General features: G+C 43.7%; 9 protein-coding genes. 5 read left to right on the top strand and 4 right to left on the bottom strand.

Annotation, left to right across the window (positions count from 1 at the left end):
* Window positions 1-5: 5 nt before the first annotated feature.
* Window positions 6-3,020, bottom strand: coding sequence for a SusC/RagA family TonB-linked outer membrane protein (locus AAA970_RS23945; protein WP_338239421.1), 3,015 nt, complete (start codon window positions 3,018-3,020; stop codon window positions 6-8).
* Between the two features lie 385 nt (window positions 3,021-3,405).
* Here AAA970_RS23945 and AAA970_RS23940 point away from each other — a divergent pair, with 385 nt between their 5' ends.
* Together AAA970_RS23940 and AAA970_RS23935 are read left to right on the top strand one after the other, a co-directional pair.
* On the top strand, window positions 3,406-4,404 hold the full coding sequence (locus tag AAA970_RS23940; RefSeq protein WP_338239420.1) for a hypothetical protein: 999 nt from the start codon (window positions 3,406-3,408) through the stop codon (window positions 4,402-4,404).
* Window positions 4,405-4,472: 68 nt separating this feature from the next.
* Complete coding sequence (locus tag AAA970_RS23935; protein ID WP_338239419.1) at window positions 4,473-5,936, top strand: sulfatase family protein; 1,464 nt, start codon at window positions 4,473-4,475, stop codon at window positions 5,934-5,936.
* Between the two features lie 95 nt (window positions 5,937-6,031).
* Here the strand turns inward: AAA970_RS23935 and AAA970_RS23930 are convergent, their stop codons facing one another.
* The 3 genes from AAA970_RS23930 to AAA970_RS23920 are packed head-to-tail and all read right to left on the bottom strand — an operon-like array spanning window position 6,032 to window position 9,468.
* Window positions 6,032-7,066: an amidohydrolase family protein gene (locus tag AAA970_RS23930; protein WP_338239418.1), complete on the bottom strand. Its 1,035-nt coding sequence runs from the start codon at window positions 7,064-7,066 to the stop codon at window positions 6,032-6,034.
* Window positions 7,059-8,027: an ABC transporter substrate-binding protein gene (locus tag AAA970_RS23925; protein WP_338239417.1), complete on the bottom strand. Its 969-nt coding sequence runs from the start codon at window positions 8,025-8,027 to the stop codon at window positions 7,059-7,061. Before AAA970_RS23925 ends, AAA970_RS23930 begins: the two co-directional genes overlap by 8 nt.
* A 10-nt stretch (window positions 8,028-8,037) precedes the next feature.
* Window positions 8,038-9,468 carry a gluconate:H+ symporter gene (locus tag AAA970_RS23920; protein ID WP_338239416.1) on the bottom strand — a complete coding sequence of 477 codons (1,431 nt, stop codon included), beginning with the start codon at window positions 9,466-9,468 and terminating at the stop codon, window positions 8,038-8,040.
* 424 nt (window positions 9,469-9,892) lie between these two features.
* On the opposite strand from AAA970_RS23920, the gene AAA970_RS23915 reads away from it, so the two are divergent.
* The 3 genes from AAA970_RS23915 to AAA970_RS23905 all read left to right on the top strand — a co-directional run bounded on the left by AAA970_RS23915 (window position 9,893) and on the right by AAA970_RS23905 (window position 19,267).
* The gene (locus AAA970_RS23915; protein WP_338239415.1) at window positions 9,893-14,041 is read left to right on the top strand and encodes a fibronectin type III domain-containing protein; all 4,149 of its coding nucleotides are present in this window, start codon (window positions 9,893-9,895) and stop codon (window positions 14,039-14,041) included.
* Between the two features lie 55 nt (window positions 14,042-14,096).
* Complete coding sequence (locus tag AAA970_RS23910; RefSeq protein ID WP_338239414.1) at window positions 14,097-15,935, top strand: glycoside hydrolase family 2 protein; 1,839 nt, start codon at window positions 14,097-14,099, stop codon at window positions 15,933-15,935.
* A 74-nt stretch (window positions 15,936-16,009) separates the two neighbouring features.
* Window positions 16,010-19,267, top strand: coding sequence for a fibronectin type III domain-containing protein (locus AAA970_RS23905; RefSeq protein WP_338239413.1), 3,258 nt, complete (start codon window positions 16,010-16,012; stop codon window positions 19,265-19,267).
* Window positions 19,268-19,308: the final 41 nt, after the last annotated feature.

The following is a 19,308-nucleotide window of genomic DNA, read 5'->3' as shown; positions in this document are numbered from 1 at the left end:
AAAAATTAGAATGACAATTGTAAACCTGCGGTGAAACTACGTACCGGTGGATATCCGGTATTATCATATCCTAATTGGAAAGACTGAGAGTAGGAGCTAACGAAGCTAGGATCCAGTCCGCTGTAATTGGTAAAGGTAAATAGGTCAATGCCACTTACATATACCCGCAGGTTGTTTGTACCCCATCGGTCTTGTAATGCCTGAGGGAAGGTATAGCCTATTTGAATATTTTTTACTCTTAAATAAGCCGCATCTTCAATCCAGCGATCCGAAATCACATCATTGGTAATACCAGGGTGACTGGATTCATTTTTAGCGGTGATACGAGGCAATGTGCCATTAGGATTATCCTCACGCCATGCACGGTCATTGACATAGTCTAAGCGGTTGCCATAGGAGGAAGTTCCCTCCAAATTCTGCTTGGTCATATTGTAAAGCTGGTGACCACCGGCACCCTGCAGGAAGATGGAGAAGTCAAATCCTTTGTAGGAGGCATTGTAATTTAATCCCAGATAATAGGTAGGATGTGGCGAACCTAACACCTCACGATCCTCTCCGTTCACCTCAAAGTCACCATTGACATCTCTAAACATCTGTGTTCCGGTGATTGGGTTGAGCCCATCGCGCACATAGCCATAAAAAACACCTATAGGTTGCCCTACTACCAGGTGGCTGGCTTCATTGGTCACGCCACCCAAATAAGATTCCGGTAGCTCCGTGACTTCATTGCGAATCAAAGTAGTGTTGAAGGTAACCGACTGCTTTAGGCCATTATCACTCTGGTGATTAAAGGTGATGCTCATTTCCACCCCTTTATTGGTCATCGAGCCCAGATTTACCCAGTTGTCACCACGGATACCGGAATATCCCGGGTTCACGGACTGCATTAACATATCATGGGAATTACGGATAAAGTATTCTCCCGTCAGTAATATTCTGTCGTCCCAAAAACCCATGTCCAAACCAATATTGGTTTGCTGAACGCGTTCCCAGGTGAGGTTCGGATTTGAAAGCTCAATTGGCGCTACCCCCTGGTATCCGCCGGAAGGAAAGGGATACAGAATTTGGTTATTAAGCACCGGCATGGAATTTCCTCCAAGGCCACCCAATTCTCCATAACCCGCACGTAATTTCAAATTGGAAATGGTTTCCGTTAAGCCTTTCATAAAAGGCTCATCAGAGATGCGCCATCCTGCGGAGAAAGAAGGAAAGGAACCCCATTTGTTGTTGACAAAGCGAGAGGAACCGTCACGGCGGAAACTCGCCGTAAATAAATAGCGGTCTTTGAAGCTGTAATTTACACGGCCCAAAACGGAGGCCAGGCGATAGGTTCTGTTGAATCCGTAGGCGGTACCTACATTTCCTGTCTGGGGAACCATGGTACCTTCTTCAATATTGGTCGCGCTAATTTGAGTACCCAATAAGTTTTCTACATTCAGGGTTCCTCCGGCCATGGCATTGATGGAATGGTCCCCAAAAGTACGGTTGAATTTGAAATAACTCTCCACGTTATAGTCAAAGCGGGTATCTTCTACTTTATTCAGGTAGTTGGAACGCTCATTTAATGCGCCGGCAGAACCCTGATCAATAATTGGATTATATTCCTGGTTGTTGCGACTTACAAAATTAGTATTTACGTCGGTACGGAAATCCAACCCTTTGATAATATTAAATTCCGCATAAATATTACTCATGATGCCATACCGTTTTGTGGTATTTTCATATAACGAACCTACCATAGGGTTTGGGGTGTTATTTTGCCCGGTAAGTGCAATAGACGGGGCGCCAAAACCATTGAGGTTGTTAGGATCGTATACCGGCATTTGCGGTGCCGCGGTGTAAATCATATGGGAAAAGGAATTGGCCGATAGTTTGGAGCTTTCCTTATCCGAGATAAACATGTTGGAGGCGATGCCAAAGGTCAGGGCACCACGCTTTTGTTTGGAGTTAATGCTCAGGTTAATTCGCTCAAAGCCTGAATTGTCAATCGTACCACTCTGATTGATATAGCCCAGGGAAGCTCTGTAGGTCCCATGATCATTTCCGCCGGAAATAGAGAAGTCGGCTTTGGTCATGGTCCCTGGTTTGAATACCTCATTTTGCCAATCGGTATTGGTGGCCATAATCGCAGGATCCTCTACCCATGCCGGAGGGCTTTGTGGAAATTGCGGTGTAGAGGCATTGTTAAAAAGGTCCCGGGTATATTGGGCATATTGATCCGTATTCATCATTGAAAAGGAGTTGGACACCTGACTTACCCCACTTTCCAGGTTCACCGATATCTTTTGCTCTCCCGACTTTCCGGATTTGGTGGTAATCAACACCACGCCATTTGCAGCACGAGAACCATAAATGGCCGCCGAAGAAGCATCCTTAAGCACCTGCATGTTTTCAATATCATTGGGGTTGATGCCCGAAATATTGTCCATTTGGATACCGTCTACCACGAACAGCGGATTGGAATTACCGTTAACGGAACCTATACCCCTGATATTCATATTGGCCACACCGCCAGGTTCTGAAGTGGAACTTACAAAGACTCCGGCGACTCTACCTTCGAGCGCATTGCTCACATCGGATACCGGAAATTGGGTCAGGTCTTCGGTTTCCACCATGCCTACCGCTCCGGTGAGGTCTTTCTTTTTCACCTCTCCATATCCGATCACGACTAATTCTTCCAATTCCTGAACATCCATTTCCAAAGACACATCAATGGTGTTTCTGTTCCCTACAATTTCCCGAACGGTTTTATATCCGACAAATTTATAAATGAGTATCGGGTCTTCCTGATCCCTGAGGTTGACTTCATAGCGTCCTTCAAAGTCGGTCATGGTGCCGATCGTCGTGCCCTCTAACTGGATATTGACGCCGGGTATCGGGCCGTCCGCGTCCATAACCACTCCACTTATCGTACGATTTTGTCCATACACATGAGTATTAAATAGTAATAAAAATAAAATTGGTAGCGTGCCCATTAAACGCAGATGGGCTTTGGTCAAAAAGAATATGTACCTAGCCATTACTAATTATTTGGTTAAAAAATTCTTTACAATCATTGACTGTAAATGAAAGGCAAAAAAAAAGCAGCCATTCGCAAAAAGTGCCCAATAAAGAGTAAAGTTGAAAAATATCGCTTTATGGGCAGGCTTAAGCCGTTAAATATACATCTTTTTCTATACCTAAAAATTAGGATCAGCTTATAAATTAAAGGCTTATTGTATGTAAAATGCCTAAAGGGCTGTGGGTGATTGACTTTCGGAAAGTGTATTTTGAAAAATATGATTTTACTCTTTTTCGGGCAATTATTGGAGATCGCCCTTAGCAGGGCTCCCTACATTTACAATTGTTACGGAGGCACTAAAACCAATCGCCTTTTATTATTTATATTATTTTAATTATTGAAAAATGAGGGATTTTTTAAAATTTTCGACCCTTGCCTTTTTGGCATTTTGCTTCACCGCTTGTAGCGATGAGAATAAGGAAGATACCACAGTAGCACCTTATAGAATAGAGGTGGACGGACAGATCTCGGAGATGATGGGTGCTGACTTGCCATCCTTTACTATTAATGGTGTGGCTAAATCTTCGGTGAGTTATTCGATCATTGCTCCTTCCGGAGAAAAAATTAGTACGGGCGCTGCCCTTGATTTGGAAGAGGGACTATTGTCAGCAGCTTTGGGTGCAACGGTAAATGCCATCGGAGATGTGACGGAAGGAAATGAATCTTCTGCAATTAATTTTATCTCAGAAGCAAAACTGGAGTATGAGTGGGAAGCGCCGGAAGTGAACTTAACGATTAAGTATAGTCCTTCTTCGCAAAAGATTACGGCAGAAGCTATTGTGACCAAGGAAGTAGTAAGAAGCCCTATTGATCCGGACAATTTGGAATGTACAGATACCGACTTCTCGCAAATGTTTGCCGTGGGTGGCCCTGGTTCTATGTTGGGTTGGGATCTTTCAAGTGAAAAGACGAATATTCCACGTGAAGGAGATACGTTTATTTATAAGAAGACGTTCACTGGGGTGCAGAGTCACTATGCTTCCTTCAAATTTCTTAATTCCCCGTATTGGGCGGATGCAGAGTGGGCAGCCATTAAGAATGATGATACCTTTAGAAAGGAATGGTTGAGTTCAGAAGTTTCTACTGGTGCAGAATTAATGTTTGAAATTGATCTGGAGTATAGAAAAATCGATGTGGAGCTGGATGCTGAAGGCAATAAAATTAGTGAAGAAAGCACGGTTTGTGGTCCGGATGAAACGGGTGATGTTACCCTCAGATTCATGACAGATGATGAGGTCACTACTATGTCTAAACCTATTTTTGATATGGATTTGACCCTTGATGCACTGAATAGAAAAGCCTATGTAGTCGTTAGAGTGACACAGGGTGTAGGCGCAGAATGATAATTTAAGTCGTACTGATATGGAAGCTGCTTTGTGAGAACAAAGCAGCTTTTTTTAATTTTAAAAAGATGAGAAAAATTTTCTGTTGGCTTTTCTTTTTTATGATGGCCTTCCGGCTTTCGGCACAACAAAGCCCTAATATTGTGTTCATTGTTTCCGATGATCATGGTACGGATGATTTGGCCTGCTATGGCAATAAAAGCATTCATACCCCCAATCTTGATGGGCTGGCCCAGGAAGGTGTTCGGTTTAATCGGGCATATGCTACTTCGGCTTCCTGCACTGCTTCCCGGTCTACCTTATTGAGTGGTATTTATAATCATGCAAACGGGCTTTACGGCCATATGCATCATTTCCACCATTTCAGTGCCTATGAGCATATCCAAAGCTTGCCCGTTTTGCTAAAGGAATTAGGGGATTATGAAACTGTTCGGGTAGGGAAATATCATCTGCATCCGGAACATGTTTTTCGTTTTGATTCCCTGCTCGCGGGGCATGGGAGGAACAGTGTGGAAATGAGTAATCATTGCATCTCCTTTTTGTCTGAAAGAACAGCCGATCAGCCTTTTTTACTCTATTACTGTACAGAAGATCCCCACCGTTCCGGCAGCATTAAAGCGGGAACCGATTTTGTAGATACTTTTGGGAATCAAAAAGAAAGCCGCGTCGGGATCACTCCTCATATCTTTCAGCCTGAAGAAGTGGAAATTCCTCCTTATTTGCCTGATGATCCTCAGACCAGGGCGGAAATGGCAGAATATTATCAGGCAGTAGCCAGAATGGATCAGGGTATCGGTAAGCTTTTTCACTATTTGAAATCAGCGGATCTTTGGGAGAATACCATCATTGTTTATCTTTCTGATAATGGGATTGCTTTTCCGGGAGCCAAATCCAACCAATATGAACCGGCTTTAAAATTGCCGCTGATCGTTAAACCGCAAAAGGGTACTTTCGAAGTGGCAACCAGCAACGCGCTGGTCAGTTGGGTAGATATTACGCCTACACTATTGGACATGGTGGGATTATTACCGCAAGCGAAAAACCGCTTGTCGGAAGTTTATCAACAAGATACGCTACGTTGGGATCATACCGCCAGCCCTGATTTTCATGGCAAAAGTTTTAAAGGGGCTTTTTCCAATCCGAATTTTAAAAAAGATACCATTTTTGCCTCTCATACTTTTCATGAAATTACGATGTACTACCCCATGCGGACGATCATTACCGAAAGGTATAAATTGATATGGAATATCGCCTATCCGCTTCCTTTTCCGCATGCGGAGGATTTATGGTCTTCGGCTTCCTGGCAGGCGGCCCTGGAGAAGGGTGGGGAATACTATGGCCCCAGACCGATGGCGCTTTATAATCAACGTCCGGAATTTGAACTGTATGATTTGCAGGAAGATCCATTGGAAATTAATAATTTAGCCCAAAAGGATGCCCATGTTGAATTATTAAGCCACCTAAAACAAAAGTTAAAAGCATTTTGTATAGCATCCAATGACCCCTGGCAGGTGAAATGGGAACGTCAATAACAGGCTTATTTGTGGTAATGAAAATTGTACTATTAAAAAAAAATCTCACCATAATAGTGAGATTTTTTTTATTCAAAGACTATTCTTTTTTTCAGCTACACCAGCTGAGACTTCTCCCTGGTAATCAACCCTTGTATATTTTTTAAGGGTTCCAATACCAGCTGCACAAAATTTCCGCCCATATATTGTGCGACTGCCGCATCATTAAATAGGTTTTCAGTAGGGCAACAATGCAACTGTGGGTGATTTTTTTGATCCAAAAGGGATTTAAACATCTGACGGAAGCCCCCAAAATTCCAACTGATTCTGCCATAGGGCGCATCGCTTGCGCAAAACAGGTTATTGGAAAAAGGTGCTCCGGCAGTTTGGTAGGCGATCAGGTCACTTTCCATATGGGTATCCCGCTTAGCGCTAAGGGCAAATTTAATATTTGGATATTTTAAACCCAGTTTTCGGCTTTCCGTGTATTGTTCATCGGCTTCAATATAGGCGGCGCCCCCACCGCCCATGTGTACCGCAATAATGGGGTGGTTCGGGTAACGTTTAGCAAGATTTTCCAGGGCAACAGCAGGAGTGAAGGGGGTGTCAGCCCCATAGTGGAATGCGGGAATGGCTTTAAGTGCTATTATTTTGTCTACAATGGTAAAGACCATAGGGTCGTCCATTCGAAATTCATTTTGGGCAGGGTTCAGTTTAATAATGGGCATCCCATATTCCAGCACACAGGTTTCGATAATCCGAAGGGCATTCTCTAATCCACAATTTTTCGGGTCGGTCCAGCCCGCGGGGATAAATTTCTCCGGATACCGATGAGCACAGTCCGCAATGTATTGATTGGCCTGAAGTAGTTGCTCAAAATTCGCCTGTGGATCGTTGGTGTAATACGTGCAGGCGGGGTTTTGCCATATCAGTGCCATGTCCACTGCCGCCTGCTTCATTTCCAAAAGGAGTTCCGCCTCATTGATGGGGCGCCCCTGATAATAATAGGGATTATTATTCAGCTTTTGCTGAAAATCCGGATGTAGGCACGACGGATCAGTCAGGTGAGTGTCGGTATCGATGACCAAATGGTCAGCATGTTTTTCCAAAAATGAAATTTGGTGTTGAATGCGTTCCGCTATTTTATTCATAATCCTCTGTATTGAAAGATTCCCATGATGGAATATTTTGTATAGGAAAATCAACTATTTCCATCATAGACTTATTAATATATTTTTTTATTTCCTGATTGCTGCATACCGGGATATCGGTGATGTTTTTGGAATTTTGTAAGAGGGCAATGGCTTCCCCGGCCATCCAGTTGCCTTGTTCTATGGCGACTTTAGTGTATCCCAGCAGGCAATATTTCATCATAAAATCATCGCAGGTGACCATGACGGCCGGATGCTGCTGTATCAGTTGAAGGGCTTCTTTTTCATTCCAATCCTGAATAGCACCATTGGTAGGAAAGTAAATAAGATGGGCATTTTTTGCCGCTTTCTGATAAGCCAGCTTCCATTCTTCAAAATTATCGACAAAGGCATAATCTACCGAAAAGCCATTGTTATGGTATATCGGTTCAAGTACGGCCTTGTCGTTTTGGGCCGAAAGGGTGTTCTCTGATAAAACGGTAAGGGATTTATAATTAGGCGCCACATGCTTAACGGTTTTCAAAAGCGTATCAATGGGCAGTACTTCCAGCATACCGGAGCATTTTTCAGGCTCCAGGGCGTATTTTTCTGCGGACCAGTTTATACCGCAGTATAACACCGGAGTGTTCAATGAATCCATATTGGGTTTGATGAGGTGCGCCATAGCGGCATCATCCGAAATCAGCAGGATATCTGCTTCAAATGCCCGGATTTTTTCCATCGTAGCCTTTACTTTTTCATGGATGAAGTCCGGGCTATTATTTCTTTTAAAATCCAGACATATGCTATCCAATGTAATGGAGGTATCATGAAAAGCGTTCAGTACCCCCAAACTGATTTGATCACTGGAGGGATAGCCCACATGGTAGGAGTTGATGTATAAGGCTTTTTTCGAACTGTCTGAGGTACATCCACTAAAAAACAGGGAATATAGTATCAGAAAAAAATATAATCTTATCATGGTATTGACGTTAAAAAAGGGCAGTTATTATATTTTCGGCAGGAATTCTTCCCATGAACTGATCCATCAGGAGACAGGCACCAAGTCCTACCAGTCCTACAATACTTTCCATCACTGTCCAAATCGCAAAGGTCTGTTTTATCGATACATTGAAATATTCTTTAAACATCCAGAAACCGACATCATTGAAATGAGAAAAAAGCAAACTTCCTGAACCGGTGGCAAGTACCATTAATTCCGGACTTACGCCAGAGCTTAATGCGATGGGTAACATGATCGGTGCAGCAGTCATGGTCGCCACAGTGGCCGAGCCAACCGCTAATCGGAGAATGGCGGCGGTGCAAAATGCCAGAAGCAGTGGATTTACCTGAATATTGGCGGTGATTTGCCCAATGTATTCATTAACGCCTCCCTCACGCAAAATAAAGGAAAATGCACCACCAGCACCTATGATAAGGATAATCATACCAATGGCACTTACGGACTTCCCTAATAATTTCATGATTTCTCCCATCGTTTCCCCTCTTCGGATGCCCAGGGTATAAATGCCCAGTAATACTGCTGCCAGCAGTGCCATATTAGGCTCGCTGAAGAATTTTAGCGTGGTCAAAAGATAACCGGCGACCGAATTGAACAAAGGAATGGAGATGAATGAAGCCGAAATGGCCATATAATCTAATTGCACTCCTTTTGGTGGGGTTTGAATAAAAATGTCAATAAGCGCCCCAAAAAGCATCAGTATTACAGGAGTAATAGCTGTAAAAATACTGATAGCAAGACCCGGCCGCTTTTCCTCCGGAATATGCTTATTTTCGAACAGGTTTTTCGGCGGACTGACTTTGATGTGTTTGAAAAATTTTGATAAATATATCCCTGCAAATAAGCAAGCCGGTATCACCGGTACCAGCCCCACCAGTAAAGTTTTGTTCAGATCAGCACCATAGATGAAAGACACGTAAGTGGGGGCAGGATGCGGAGGTAAATAGCCATGGGCGATGGATAATGTGGCGGCCAGCGGAATACCCAAATATAGTAAAGGCAAACCGGTGGTACTGGCGAAGGTGTAGATGATGGGAATCAATACCAGAAAGCTGGCATTATACATCATTGGCAGCCCTACCAGGAAGCCGGTGATCAGGATGGCATACTGGATTTTTTTTAGGCCAAAAAGCGCCGTCAATTTATACACGATAGCATGAGCGGCACCACTATGTTCAATAAGTTTACCCAACATGGCACCAAAACACAGGATCAGGATGATATTCCCCATCGTTTGCCCGACGCCATTGCAAATGACATGGATAATTTCCAATAGAGGAATACCGGACAACAGGCCTACAAATAAGGCCGTAATAATCAGCGAAAAAAATGCATCTAATTTTACTACCATCATCAGAAGGAGAAGTAAAATTATACCCATTAGTACAATAATTAATGGCATAATAAATGAAATTATAATAAAAAAGTAGCGAAGTATTTCGAATATCCTTTCCCTGAACGTATATGATCACTTGATTTTCCTGAAAGTATTATTGAATTTTTTACGCAAGGGATCAATCCTTTATCGTTAGGAAGTGAAAACAATTATATGCAGGCCCGGATGACAAAAGGTGTAAATATCAACTTTTAAAATGTAAAATGAGCTAAAGATTCAGCTTTTTAGACCTTTGAAAATAAGTGAAATAGCCGTTGAGATGGACTGGCCTGTAGTATACCTAATTCCCTCCTTTTCCCTCTATTTTTACACATTCACCAGCATGCTATTCAATATTTTGAACCCAGTATTAGAAAATGTTTAATTCCTAACGCTGCCTTTTTATAGCAAGACGAAAAGGCTTTTTTACCTAATTTTTTAATTAAAGATTATGAAGAGGTATTTATTATTTTTTTTAGTGTTTTTATCCAGCACGATCAATTTGAGGGCCAGGGAGGCGCTTATTCCTTTTTCCGAAGAAGGGGGTTATTCCTACTTTAGGGTTACCGTTTTAGAAGCCGTAGGTGACCTTGATCCGAATATCGCCCAATTGGAATGGAGAGCTGATGGTCAAAGTTATCCTATTGCGGATTATTTGGTAAATGCTACGGTTAGCCCAGATAATGCCGGGGCGGCCTATGATAAAAATCCGAATTCCCTTTGGGGGCAAATCAATAGCCTGCCGGCTTCCATTACGCTGGCCATACCGGAGGAAATTCGCCCCGACGAATTATTGATTACCCCCGCATATGAAGGCCGGACAATGGCCTCTTTTATTATTGAAGCTTCGGCGGATAATGCGCTGTGGGTAGAAGCTTTAGCAGTAAGTGGCTTGAAGGAAAGCGACTGGACAAGAGGGGTCCCTAAATCCTTTACCTTTGAATTAGGCCCGCCACCGGTGGATGAAGACGCACCTACCGCTCCCACGCAATTAATGGCTAATTACCTTACTGCGAATGGATTTTTGCTGAGCTGGGAAGCTTCCACCGATAATGTCGGTGTGGTGGCTTATGACATCTTCCAGGATAATGTTAAAATCGGATCTACGGCTGGCCTGAGCTTTCAGGTAGAGCACCTGACGGAATTTACTAGCTATTCTTTTTATGTGACTGCCTCGGATGCAGCAGGGAATATTTCAGACAATAGTCAGGTATTGGAAGTGACTACGCCCAAATATGTGCCACTTTTTGCCTTGAATAGCACCCTTAGCCATCAGCAAATCATTGTGGGGGACTTACCCATGGATCTTCCATTGAGCTTAAGTGCTACGATTGCGGATGCCGAGATCGCTACCATTTCGTCCATTGATCATCAGGACGGGGATGGTTTTGCTGTTTTGAATTTGGCCGTAAATGGTCAGGTAGGGGAAACGGACATTACCCTTTCGGTTAGCAGTGGCGCATATAGCGAGGAAGTGGATTTGAAAATCCAGGTGAAGGACTATGACCGTAAGGGTTGGCATTTTGGCTTATATGATGTGGAATTCTGGAAAGAGGAAAAACCCGATGCGAGTACGATTTCGGCCTATCAGGACATTATTGATCAGTCCAGGATGCCTTATGATGAACTGGATTGGGATAATATTCCCCTAACGGTGGGCATTATTGCGGGTAAAACGAAAAAGGATTATTTCACTTCCTCTATTTCGGGTTATATTAAGCCGCCCAAAACGGGAAATTACAGATTTCACTTTCAGGCTCATGAGCCGGGCGCCATTTATTTCAGCAATACGGCAGAAATTCAGAAGGAAACAATTTTATTGTATGACAAATGGGATCAAGATTCCCCTACCTCAGATGAAATTTATTTAGAGGAAGGAAAGGTTTATGGGGTATATGGTGTTCATCACCAGATTTTGGGCCCTTTGGTATTTGATTTGAAATGGAGTAACCCGGAAGCGGGAATTTCCGAAGAATACATTCCTGCAGCGCAGGTATACCATATGTGGGATGATGAAGCACCTGCTGCTCCTGCCGCCCTGAAAGCGAATATTGTGGAAAGTTATCGGGCATCCATTTCCTGGGAAGCTGCCACGGATAATCAGCGTGTGATTGGTTATAAAGTTTATTTAAATGGAATTGCGGAGGAAGGTTTTGTTCGTAAACCTGAATATCAGTTTGAGGGGCTGGCCGCAGATACGCAATATTCGGTGGTGGTTCAGGCCTTTGATGAAATGGGTAACCTTTCTTTAGTTTCTTCTACCTTACAATTTAATACTTTTATAGAGGATCATAATCCTCCTAGTCCGCCAACTTCAGTTGACTTGTTGCAGGCTTCAGGGGTATCCATGAAAATTGGTTGGTCCGGAGCTCATGATGCAGAAACGGCAGTGGTAGGCTATTTTGTCTATGTCAATGATCAATTGTATAGTCCAGACCGGATTACTGCAGATTCCACTGTCCTTACGGGGCTGATGCCGGAGCATCAATATGAGGTTACTATTGTTGCGCAAGATGCTTCCGGTAACCTATCCGTTCCCAGCGAGGCGATCAGTTTTTCTACCACCGTTTTCGATCCTGATTTTATAGACTTTGGGGATAAAGTGGGTAAAATTTCGCTTTTACCGGAAGCGATTGCTTACAATACCGGTTTTGGGATCAACCCACCTTATGTGAAGGGGGAATATACCAATTCACCAAGGATACAAGAAGTAGCCAAAGCCATGCACCCTTCTCTGATTCGCTGGGGGGCCATTGATGCGAACTCCATTTCTTTTGCGCAGGCAGCGGGTACCGGAAAAACCATGACCTATGGTGAGCTGGCCCAATTGGCCATTGAGGCGAATGCCGCTTATGCAGTGGTAGTAGGAGTGGCTGATGATACGGATTATATGACCGATAGTGAGGCGACTTTTACCAAATTAATGGACTATTTAGGTGGTGATGAAACCACTCAGGGAGGACAATTGAGGATAGCAGAAGGATTTGATGATCCTTTTCTTCCACAGCTGAGCCAATTAGTGATCGAGCTTGGAAATGAAGTTTGGGGAGGCAATGGCCATAATTCCCAAATTGGTCGTGATTATAAAGTTTACCGGGAATGGTGCCGGGATATGGCTAATGTGATTAAGTCGCATCCGGCATTTGATCCTGACAAGGTATTGGTGGTGATTTCAGGCAGATATCCGGACCGTGCCAGTAGCTACGACGTCAACAGAAATGCTTTGACCGGTGATGGCGGAGAGGTAGATGTGCTGGGCGTTTCAGGTTATCTCAGTGGAGACTTTAATTATGATAACAGTTTAGATTTCGGTGAGACGGAGTTGAAATATTATCAAAACCGTTATGAATTAATGGCCAAGCGTTTCCATGGTATGATAGAAACCCTGTATTTTGATATGTATCGAGTAGGTAATAAAAATATAAAACCATTTTATATTTATGAGACCAATGCCACCACTTCAGTTTATAATGGACGTACCGGACAGGCGCTGATGATCGGGGATTATATGTGTAATGCTGCCCGCCTGGGGAACATTTATCCAACGCTGTTTCATTTGACTGCCGGGGAGTGGAGAATAACGAATCCGGAGGATAATTATTCACCAAGACCCCTGTATACACTGGCCAAAACACTGAATGAACATTCGGTGGGTGACATTTTGAACAGTAGCCTACAGACTAAGAACACTTTGGTCAATGATGAAGGGATTGCTTTTGAATTAGATCCGGTAGGCCATCATTTCTATAAAACTGAGCAAGGCAAATATGCCCTGGTACTTTTCAGTCGCGATTTCGAGCATAATTATACGCTTCAGTTAGATATCCCATCCGAGATTCTTGGTGGAGCAACTGCTGCTACAGTGTATGAATTGTTGGCAGAAGATTATAGTGCTAATGCCTTCGAGATGAATACTTCCCTTTTGACGCTATCAGATGGTGCTATCATTCCATTACAGGCCAATTCGGTAAAGATTATCGAATTCGAAGGAGAAGATTTCACCTTTGACCGTTATGATATTGGCGCATTTAAATTTCTTAGAAGTAACGCAGACCTTACCCTCAGCACAGTTAATACCACCCTCATTGAGGACAATAAAGGGAAGGCCAATCTGGTATTTAAAGGTGGACCGGAAGATTTTATTCATGATGATAATTATGAGTGGATGCTGGTAAATGAGCAGGATATTGAAGTAGAGGTAGAAACGCAAGGTTTGGGCTTCGAAATTCAGGCCTCCGGAAGCTGTGCCGGAAATGGGGAGATCAAAATTATTACTACCATTGAGGCTGATGGCGTTGCCAAATCGGATGAGTTGACCATTGAAATTAAAAATCAGGGAGGTAATTGCGGTGCCCTTGCTGCAGGAGAAGCAGTCCCTCAATTTACGGTATCACCAAATCCGACCACGGGCGTAATCAATGTGGACACCAAAGGGGAGGACTTTATCATCAGATTATTTAATACCGGAGGAAGACTTGTGCATAGCGGTGCTTATGCGGGAGGTCAACCCGTTGATATTCGTCACCTTCCGGCAGGAGTTTATATCCTGAATGTCCTGAGTGAGGGACAGGTAGCCGCAAAGAAAATCATTAAAAAATAAATTTCAGGCCATCGATAATGGGGATGTTGGTGGCCCCTTTTACGATTCTTTTTATATGAAAAAATTCATTATTTTTATCTGTTTTTTAGCCACAGCATTGAGTGTGCAGGGCACTGATTTATTGCACAATGCTTTTAACCGGGAGGCGGTTTCCCTTAATGGAAAGTGGCACTATATTGTAGATCCATACGAGAATGGTTATTACGATTATCGCCGAAGTCCCTATGATACCTGGGGAAGGACCTTAAACCCGGGCACCAGTGCTTATTACCAAAATTCCAAAGCTAAAGATAAGACGGAGCGTTGTGAGTATAATTTTGATAATGCCGCCACCATGACCATTCCGAGTAGTTGGACCACACAGGTGGAGGCCTTACACTGGTATGAAGGCGTGGTTTGGTATCAGCGAAATTTCCAGCATTATAAAAAAGACGGAAAACGCGCTTATCTCTATTTTGGGGCGGTAAATTATGAAGCACATGTCTATGTTAATGGGAAAAAAGTGGGCTTGCATATAGGCGGTTTCACGCCCTTTAATTTTGACATCACCGATTTTCTAAAGGAAGATGGGCAAAATTTTGTAGTGGTGAAAGTGGACAACACCCGCAAGGAGGAAGCGGTACCGACCGTGAACACCGACTGGTGGAACCATGGAGGCATCACCCGCGAAGTGAAAATTATTGACGTGCCGGAAGTCTATATTGCGGATTATCGTTTCACCCTGGATAAAAAAGACCGAAGCCATATTACGGCCAATATCAATGTAGGAGGAGTAAGCCTGGCCACGGAGGTAGTGGTGGATATACCGGAATTGAAGGTGAGAAAAGTGCTTCAGACGGATGAAAATGGAAATGCTCAAATCTCCTTTAAAAATAAAAAGCTCCAGCTTTGGAGCCCGGAGCAGCCTAAACTCTATGAGGTGAAATTATCTGTGGCTAATGATCAGCTGACGGACCGAATCGGTTTCAGAACCATAGAGACCAAAGGCGCGCAGATTTTATTGAACGGGGCACCCTATCCACTTCGCGGCATTTGCGCTCATGAAGAGAACCCTATTGGCGGCCGTAGGAATTATAGTGAAACCGATGCACGTCAGATGTTCCAGTGGGCCAAAGACCTGAACGCGAATTTTATGCGATTGGCGCATTACCCGCATAATGAATATATGCCGAGACTGGCAGATGAATTAGGGTTTTTACTTTGGGAGGAAATTCCGGTGTATTGGACCATTGCCTGGGAGAATGAAGCCACTTTAGCGAATGCCAAACAACAGCTTTCCGATGTGATTTTTCGGGATAAAAACAGAGCGGCAGTCATTATATGGAGTGTGGCCAATGAGACCCCGGTAAGTGAGGCCCGAAATATGTTCCTGACTAATTTAGTCCAGACTGTTAGAAGTAAGGATGATAGTCGATTAGTGAGTGCAGCCATGGAAGTAAGTCGCCATCAGGAGACCGGAGCTAAGGTTATTGATGATCCTTTCGGGGAAGTGGTGGATATTATGAGTTTTAACCAATATCATGGCTGGTATGGTGGTGATATCGCAGCGTTTAAAAATATAAAGTGGGAAGTAAAATATAATAAACCTGTGATTGTAAGTGAATGGGGTGCGGGTGCTTTAGCCGGTTATCATGCTGATAAGCAGACTGTGTGGTCCGAGGAATACCAGGCGGAGATTTATGAAAAAACGCTGGACGGAATTAATAATATTCCAAACCTTGCCGGCTTTACCCCCTGGGCACTGTGTGATTTCCGATCACCAAGAAGACCATTAGCCGATATTCAGGACATGTGGAACAGAAAAGGCATTATTGGCGAAGGGGGAACTAAAAAACAGGCATTTTATATATTAAGTGAATTTTATCAACAGCAAAAACATCAATACCTTCCATAATTGAAATTTTTAGAGGGGAAAAATTCCCCTCTTTATTATATATAACCATATGTTAATTTTTAAAACACAAAACCATGAAGACGAAACTTTATGCAATTTTTTTACTATTTTTTTGTGTAGGACATGGGGCGTTGGTCAGAGGGGAAGGAATGTCTACACAAACTGCTTCAGCTTACCGTTTTCTTCGATTAACGGTATTGGATAAAGTAGGCACCTATGACCCTAATATTGCAGAGATTGCCTGGGTGGCCAATGGGACTACTTATCCTCAATCTAATTATTCGGTAAGTGCCACCGTGGCTTCCGGTAGCGCCAATAGTGCTTATGACAAAAATACCGGTACCATCTGGGGGCAGCTAACGGCCCTGCCTGCGGCCATTACGCTGGAACTGAATACCGATATTGTACCTTCTCAGCTGCAAATTACTCCTGCCTATGAGGGTAGAGCGGCCGCTGCTTTTCGGGCGGAAGTTTCCGCCGATGGGAATAACTGGATCACGGCTACGGAGGTCAGTGGGCTTAAAGAGTCGGATTGGACCAAAGGCGTAGCCAAATCTTTTTCACTGGATCTGGATACCAATCCGGATACTGAGGCACCAACGGCTCCATCGAATTTATCCGCTTCCAATGTATCCACCAACAGTGTCTCTCTCTCCTGGGGGGCGTCTTCCGATAATGTTGGCGTGGATAAGTATGAGGTTTATCAAGACAACCAGTTTTTGGCAACGGCAAGTAACACCAATTATACAGTCAGTGGACTTCAGTCCTCCAGCACTTATAACTTCCATGTGATTGCCAAGGACGCTGCCGGAAATGCTTCCCCAAAAAGTAATACGCTGTCCGTCACCACTGAGGGAAATAGTGGAGGTCAGTCTTTCCGCTACCTTCGGGTGACCGTACTGGATGGTACGACTACTTATGATCCCAATGTGGCGCAGATTGCCTGGATCGAACAGGGAACTACTTATCCCAAAAGTGGCTATTCGGTTAGTGCGACCGTTTCTAACAGCACGGCGAAGAATGCCTATGATGGCAATCTTACCTCTCTTTGGGGAACGTTGACCAGTTTACCGGCCTCTATTACACTGGATTTGGGAAGCAGCACCACTATTGACCCAAGTGCCATACAAATTACACCTGCATGGGAAGGCAGAGCCTTTAGTAGCTTTACCGCAGAAGGATCCACCGATGGTAATATCTGGCAAACGCTTCTGCAGGTAAATGGCTTGAAAGAGGGAGACTGGCAAAGAGAGGTCGCCAAAACATTTACCATTTCTCAGGATAATACGCCTGATACCGAAGCTCCCACCACTCCCGGAAATTTGCAGGCTAATGCCGTTTCGAGCAGCAGTATTGCCTTAAGCTGGAATGCTTCAACGGATAACGTAGGGGTAACGGCTTATGATATTTATCAAAATAATAATTTTAAGGCCAGTACCGCTAATACAAGTTACACGGTTTCGGGCTTAAGTGCCAACACCACCTATACCTATTATGTGCGCGCCAAGGATGCTGCAGGGAATGTTTCCAATAAAAGCAATGAGGCGAGTGCTACCACCAATGCAGGCAGCACGCCGCCTTCAGGAGACTTTTTGATGGGAATAAACGTTCATGGGGTGAATGATTATGAGGATGTGATGTTTAAGAATGTGTTGAAACAGGCCCGGCCATGGCGTACCTCCAATTCCATTGGCGGAGGCGACAACACCTTCGAAGGAGATAAAATGGCAGTAGACCAGGACGGCTATCCTCTGGAGGTGCCACTTGTCGGGCTTCAGGCCAAAGGGGTGCATACCGTATTGTTGACTACCAAAGAGTTCCATGAAGGGAAATATATCGTGTTATGGGATGGTCAGGGAACCTTGGACTTTAGTGGAAGTAAAGTAAAAAATGAGCAATTGGTAGCGGCGAATCGCATGGAAGTAACCATCGAAATGGATGGAACCACGGCGCCAGTATTCATGCATATTAAATCTTCGCAAAAGGGAAATCATGTTCGAAATATCCGGGTGCTGGCACCGGGAACGGAATCTTCCTATCAGCAGCAACCCTTTGATGAGCTTTTCCTTCAGGAACTTGCTCCATTTCCTGTACTTCGCCTAATGGATATGGGAACTACAAATTTTAATAATATTGAAAACTGGAGCGATAGAATAGGAGAAAATTATTATTCTTATTCTACCAGCAATGGTTTTGATGGCCGTCATGATGGGCATTTCACTCCTTATGAGGTGATGGCACAATTGGCCAACATTACGGATAAAGATATCTGGGTGTGTGTACCGCATAAGGTGGGCTTAGACCGTAATTACCTTCGAAATATGGCTCAGGTTTTTAAGGATCATTTGAACAGTCATCTTAAAGTTTATGTGGAGTATTCTAATGAAACCTGGAATGGACAATTCACCCAAAACGGCTGGATTTATAACTTGAATGATGCGGAAGTTTCTAGCCTGAACTTCCACCAAAAACGTGCCTATATTTCGGGTATTTGTTTTAATGAATTTCGTTCCGTACTTGGAAATTCTCGTGTTATTCGCGTCTTGGGTGCTCAGCGTGGGCAGTCCGGAAATAATCGAACCATGCTTAACCAGTTGAATGGGAACGTAGACATGTTGTCCACTGCCAATTACTTCAGACCCAAAAATCAGGAGTTGGAAAATTTGCGCAATTTAGGTTACGCGGTTACCCTTAATGACCTGGATAGGGAAACAAGAGGCACGATGTATAATCGTGATATGCCGGATTTAAAAAGTGATGCGGACCTCGCTAAAGAGTTTGGGGTAGAATTATTCTTCTATGAAGGCGGCCAGCACCTGGTTACCCTTAATTCGCAGGATGAAAAATATGGGGATGTGATCGTAGCCATGCAAAATGATGATCGGATTTATGATCTGACCATGGAGTGGTATGCCTATGCGATTAATGATTTGAAAGTAGCCGGCGGGTGTTACTTTAATTTGGCGAGCAGTTATAGCCCTAAAAATAGTTTTGGAATGCAGGAGTATTTGGGGCAACCATTGTCGGAGGCACCTAAGAAGCGGGCAGTTTATGATATTCTGGAAAATAAGAATTTAAGAGTCGGAAAGCCTTTAGCCATGGAACCGGGTTTTGAGAGTCAGGGAATTTACCCCAACCCGAGTCGCGGACTTTTCAGGCTGGAGGAGCAATTAAAGGAATATCAAATTTATAATACTGCCGGTGGGCGCATTCAGGTTAAAATTTCTGAAGAAGGAGTACTGAATTTAAGTGCTTATCCGGCGGGTATGTATCTGCTTCAAGGAGTGGATCAGCATGGCCACAGCCGATTATTCAAATTGATTAAACAATAAAAAAAATAGGTGAATTACGAAAAGGCGAAAATCCGATAGTG

Origin of the sequence: Persicobacter diffluens (genome assembly GCF_036244895.1) — a bacterium.
Lineage (GTDB): Bacteria > Bacteroidota > Bacteroidia > Cytophagales > Cyclobacteriaceae > Persicobacter > Persicobacter diffluens.
This window is presented reverse-complemented; position numbering and strand designations above follow the sequence as displayed.

Excerpts from the sequence above, each read along its gene's own strand:
- AAA970_RS23945 (WP_338239421.1), bottom strand. The coding sequence starts at position 3,020 with ATGGCTAGGTACATATTCTTTTTGACCAAAGCCCATCTGCGTTTAATG.
- AAA970_RS23940 (WP_338239420.1), top strand. The coding sequence starts at position 3,406 with ATGAGGGATTTTTTAAAATTTTCGACCCTTGCCTTTTTGGCATTTTGC.
- AAA970_RS23935 (WP_338239419.1), top strand. The coding sequence starts at position 4,473 with ATGAGAAAAATTTTCTGTTGGCTTTTCTTTTTTATGATGGCCTTCCGG.
- AAA970_RS23930 (WP_338239418.1), bottom strand. The coding sequence starts at position 7,066 with ATGAATAAAATAGCGGAACGCATTCAACACCAAATTTCATTTTTGGAA.
- AAA970_RS23925 (WP_338239417.1), bottom strand. The coding sequence starts at position 8,027 with ATGATAAGATTATATTTTTTTCTGATACTATATTCCCTGTTTTTTAGT.
- AAA970_RS23920 (WP_338239416.1), bottom strand. The coding sequence starts at position 9,468 with ATGCCATTAATTATTGTACTAATGGGTATAATTTTACTTCTCCTTCTG.
- AAA970_RS23915 (WP_338239415.1), top strand. The coding sequence starts at position 9,893 with ATGAAGAGGTATTTATTATTTTTTTTAGTGTTTTTATCCAGCACGATC.
- AAA970_RS23910 (WP_338239414.1), top strand. The coding sequence starts at position 14,097 with ATGAAAAAATTCATTATTTTTATCTGTTTTTTAGCCACAGCATTGAGT.
- AAA970_RS23905 (WP_338239413.1), top strand. The coding sequence starts at position 16,010 with ATGAAGACGAAACTTTATGCAATTTTTTTACTATTTTTTTGTGTAGGA.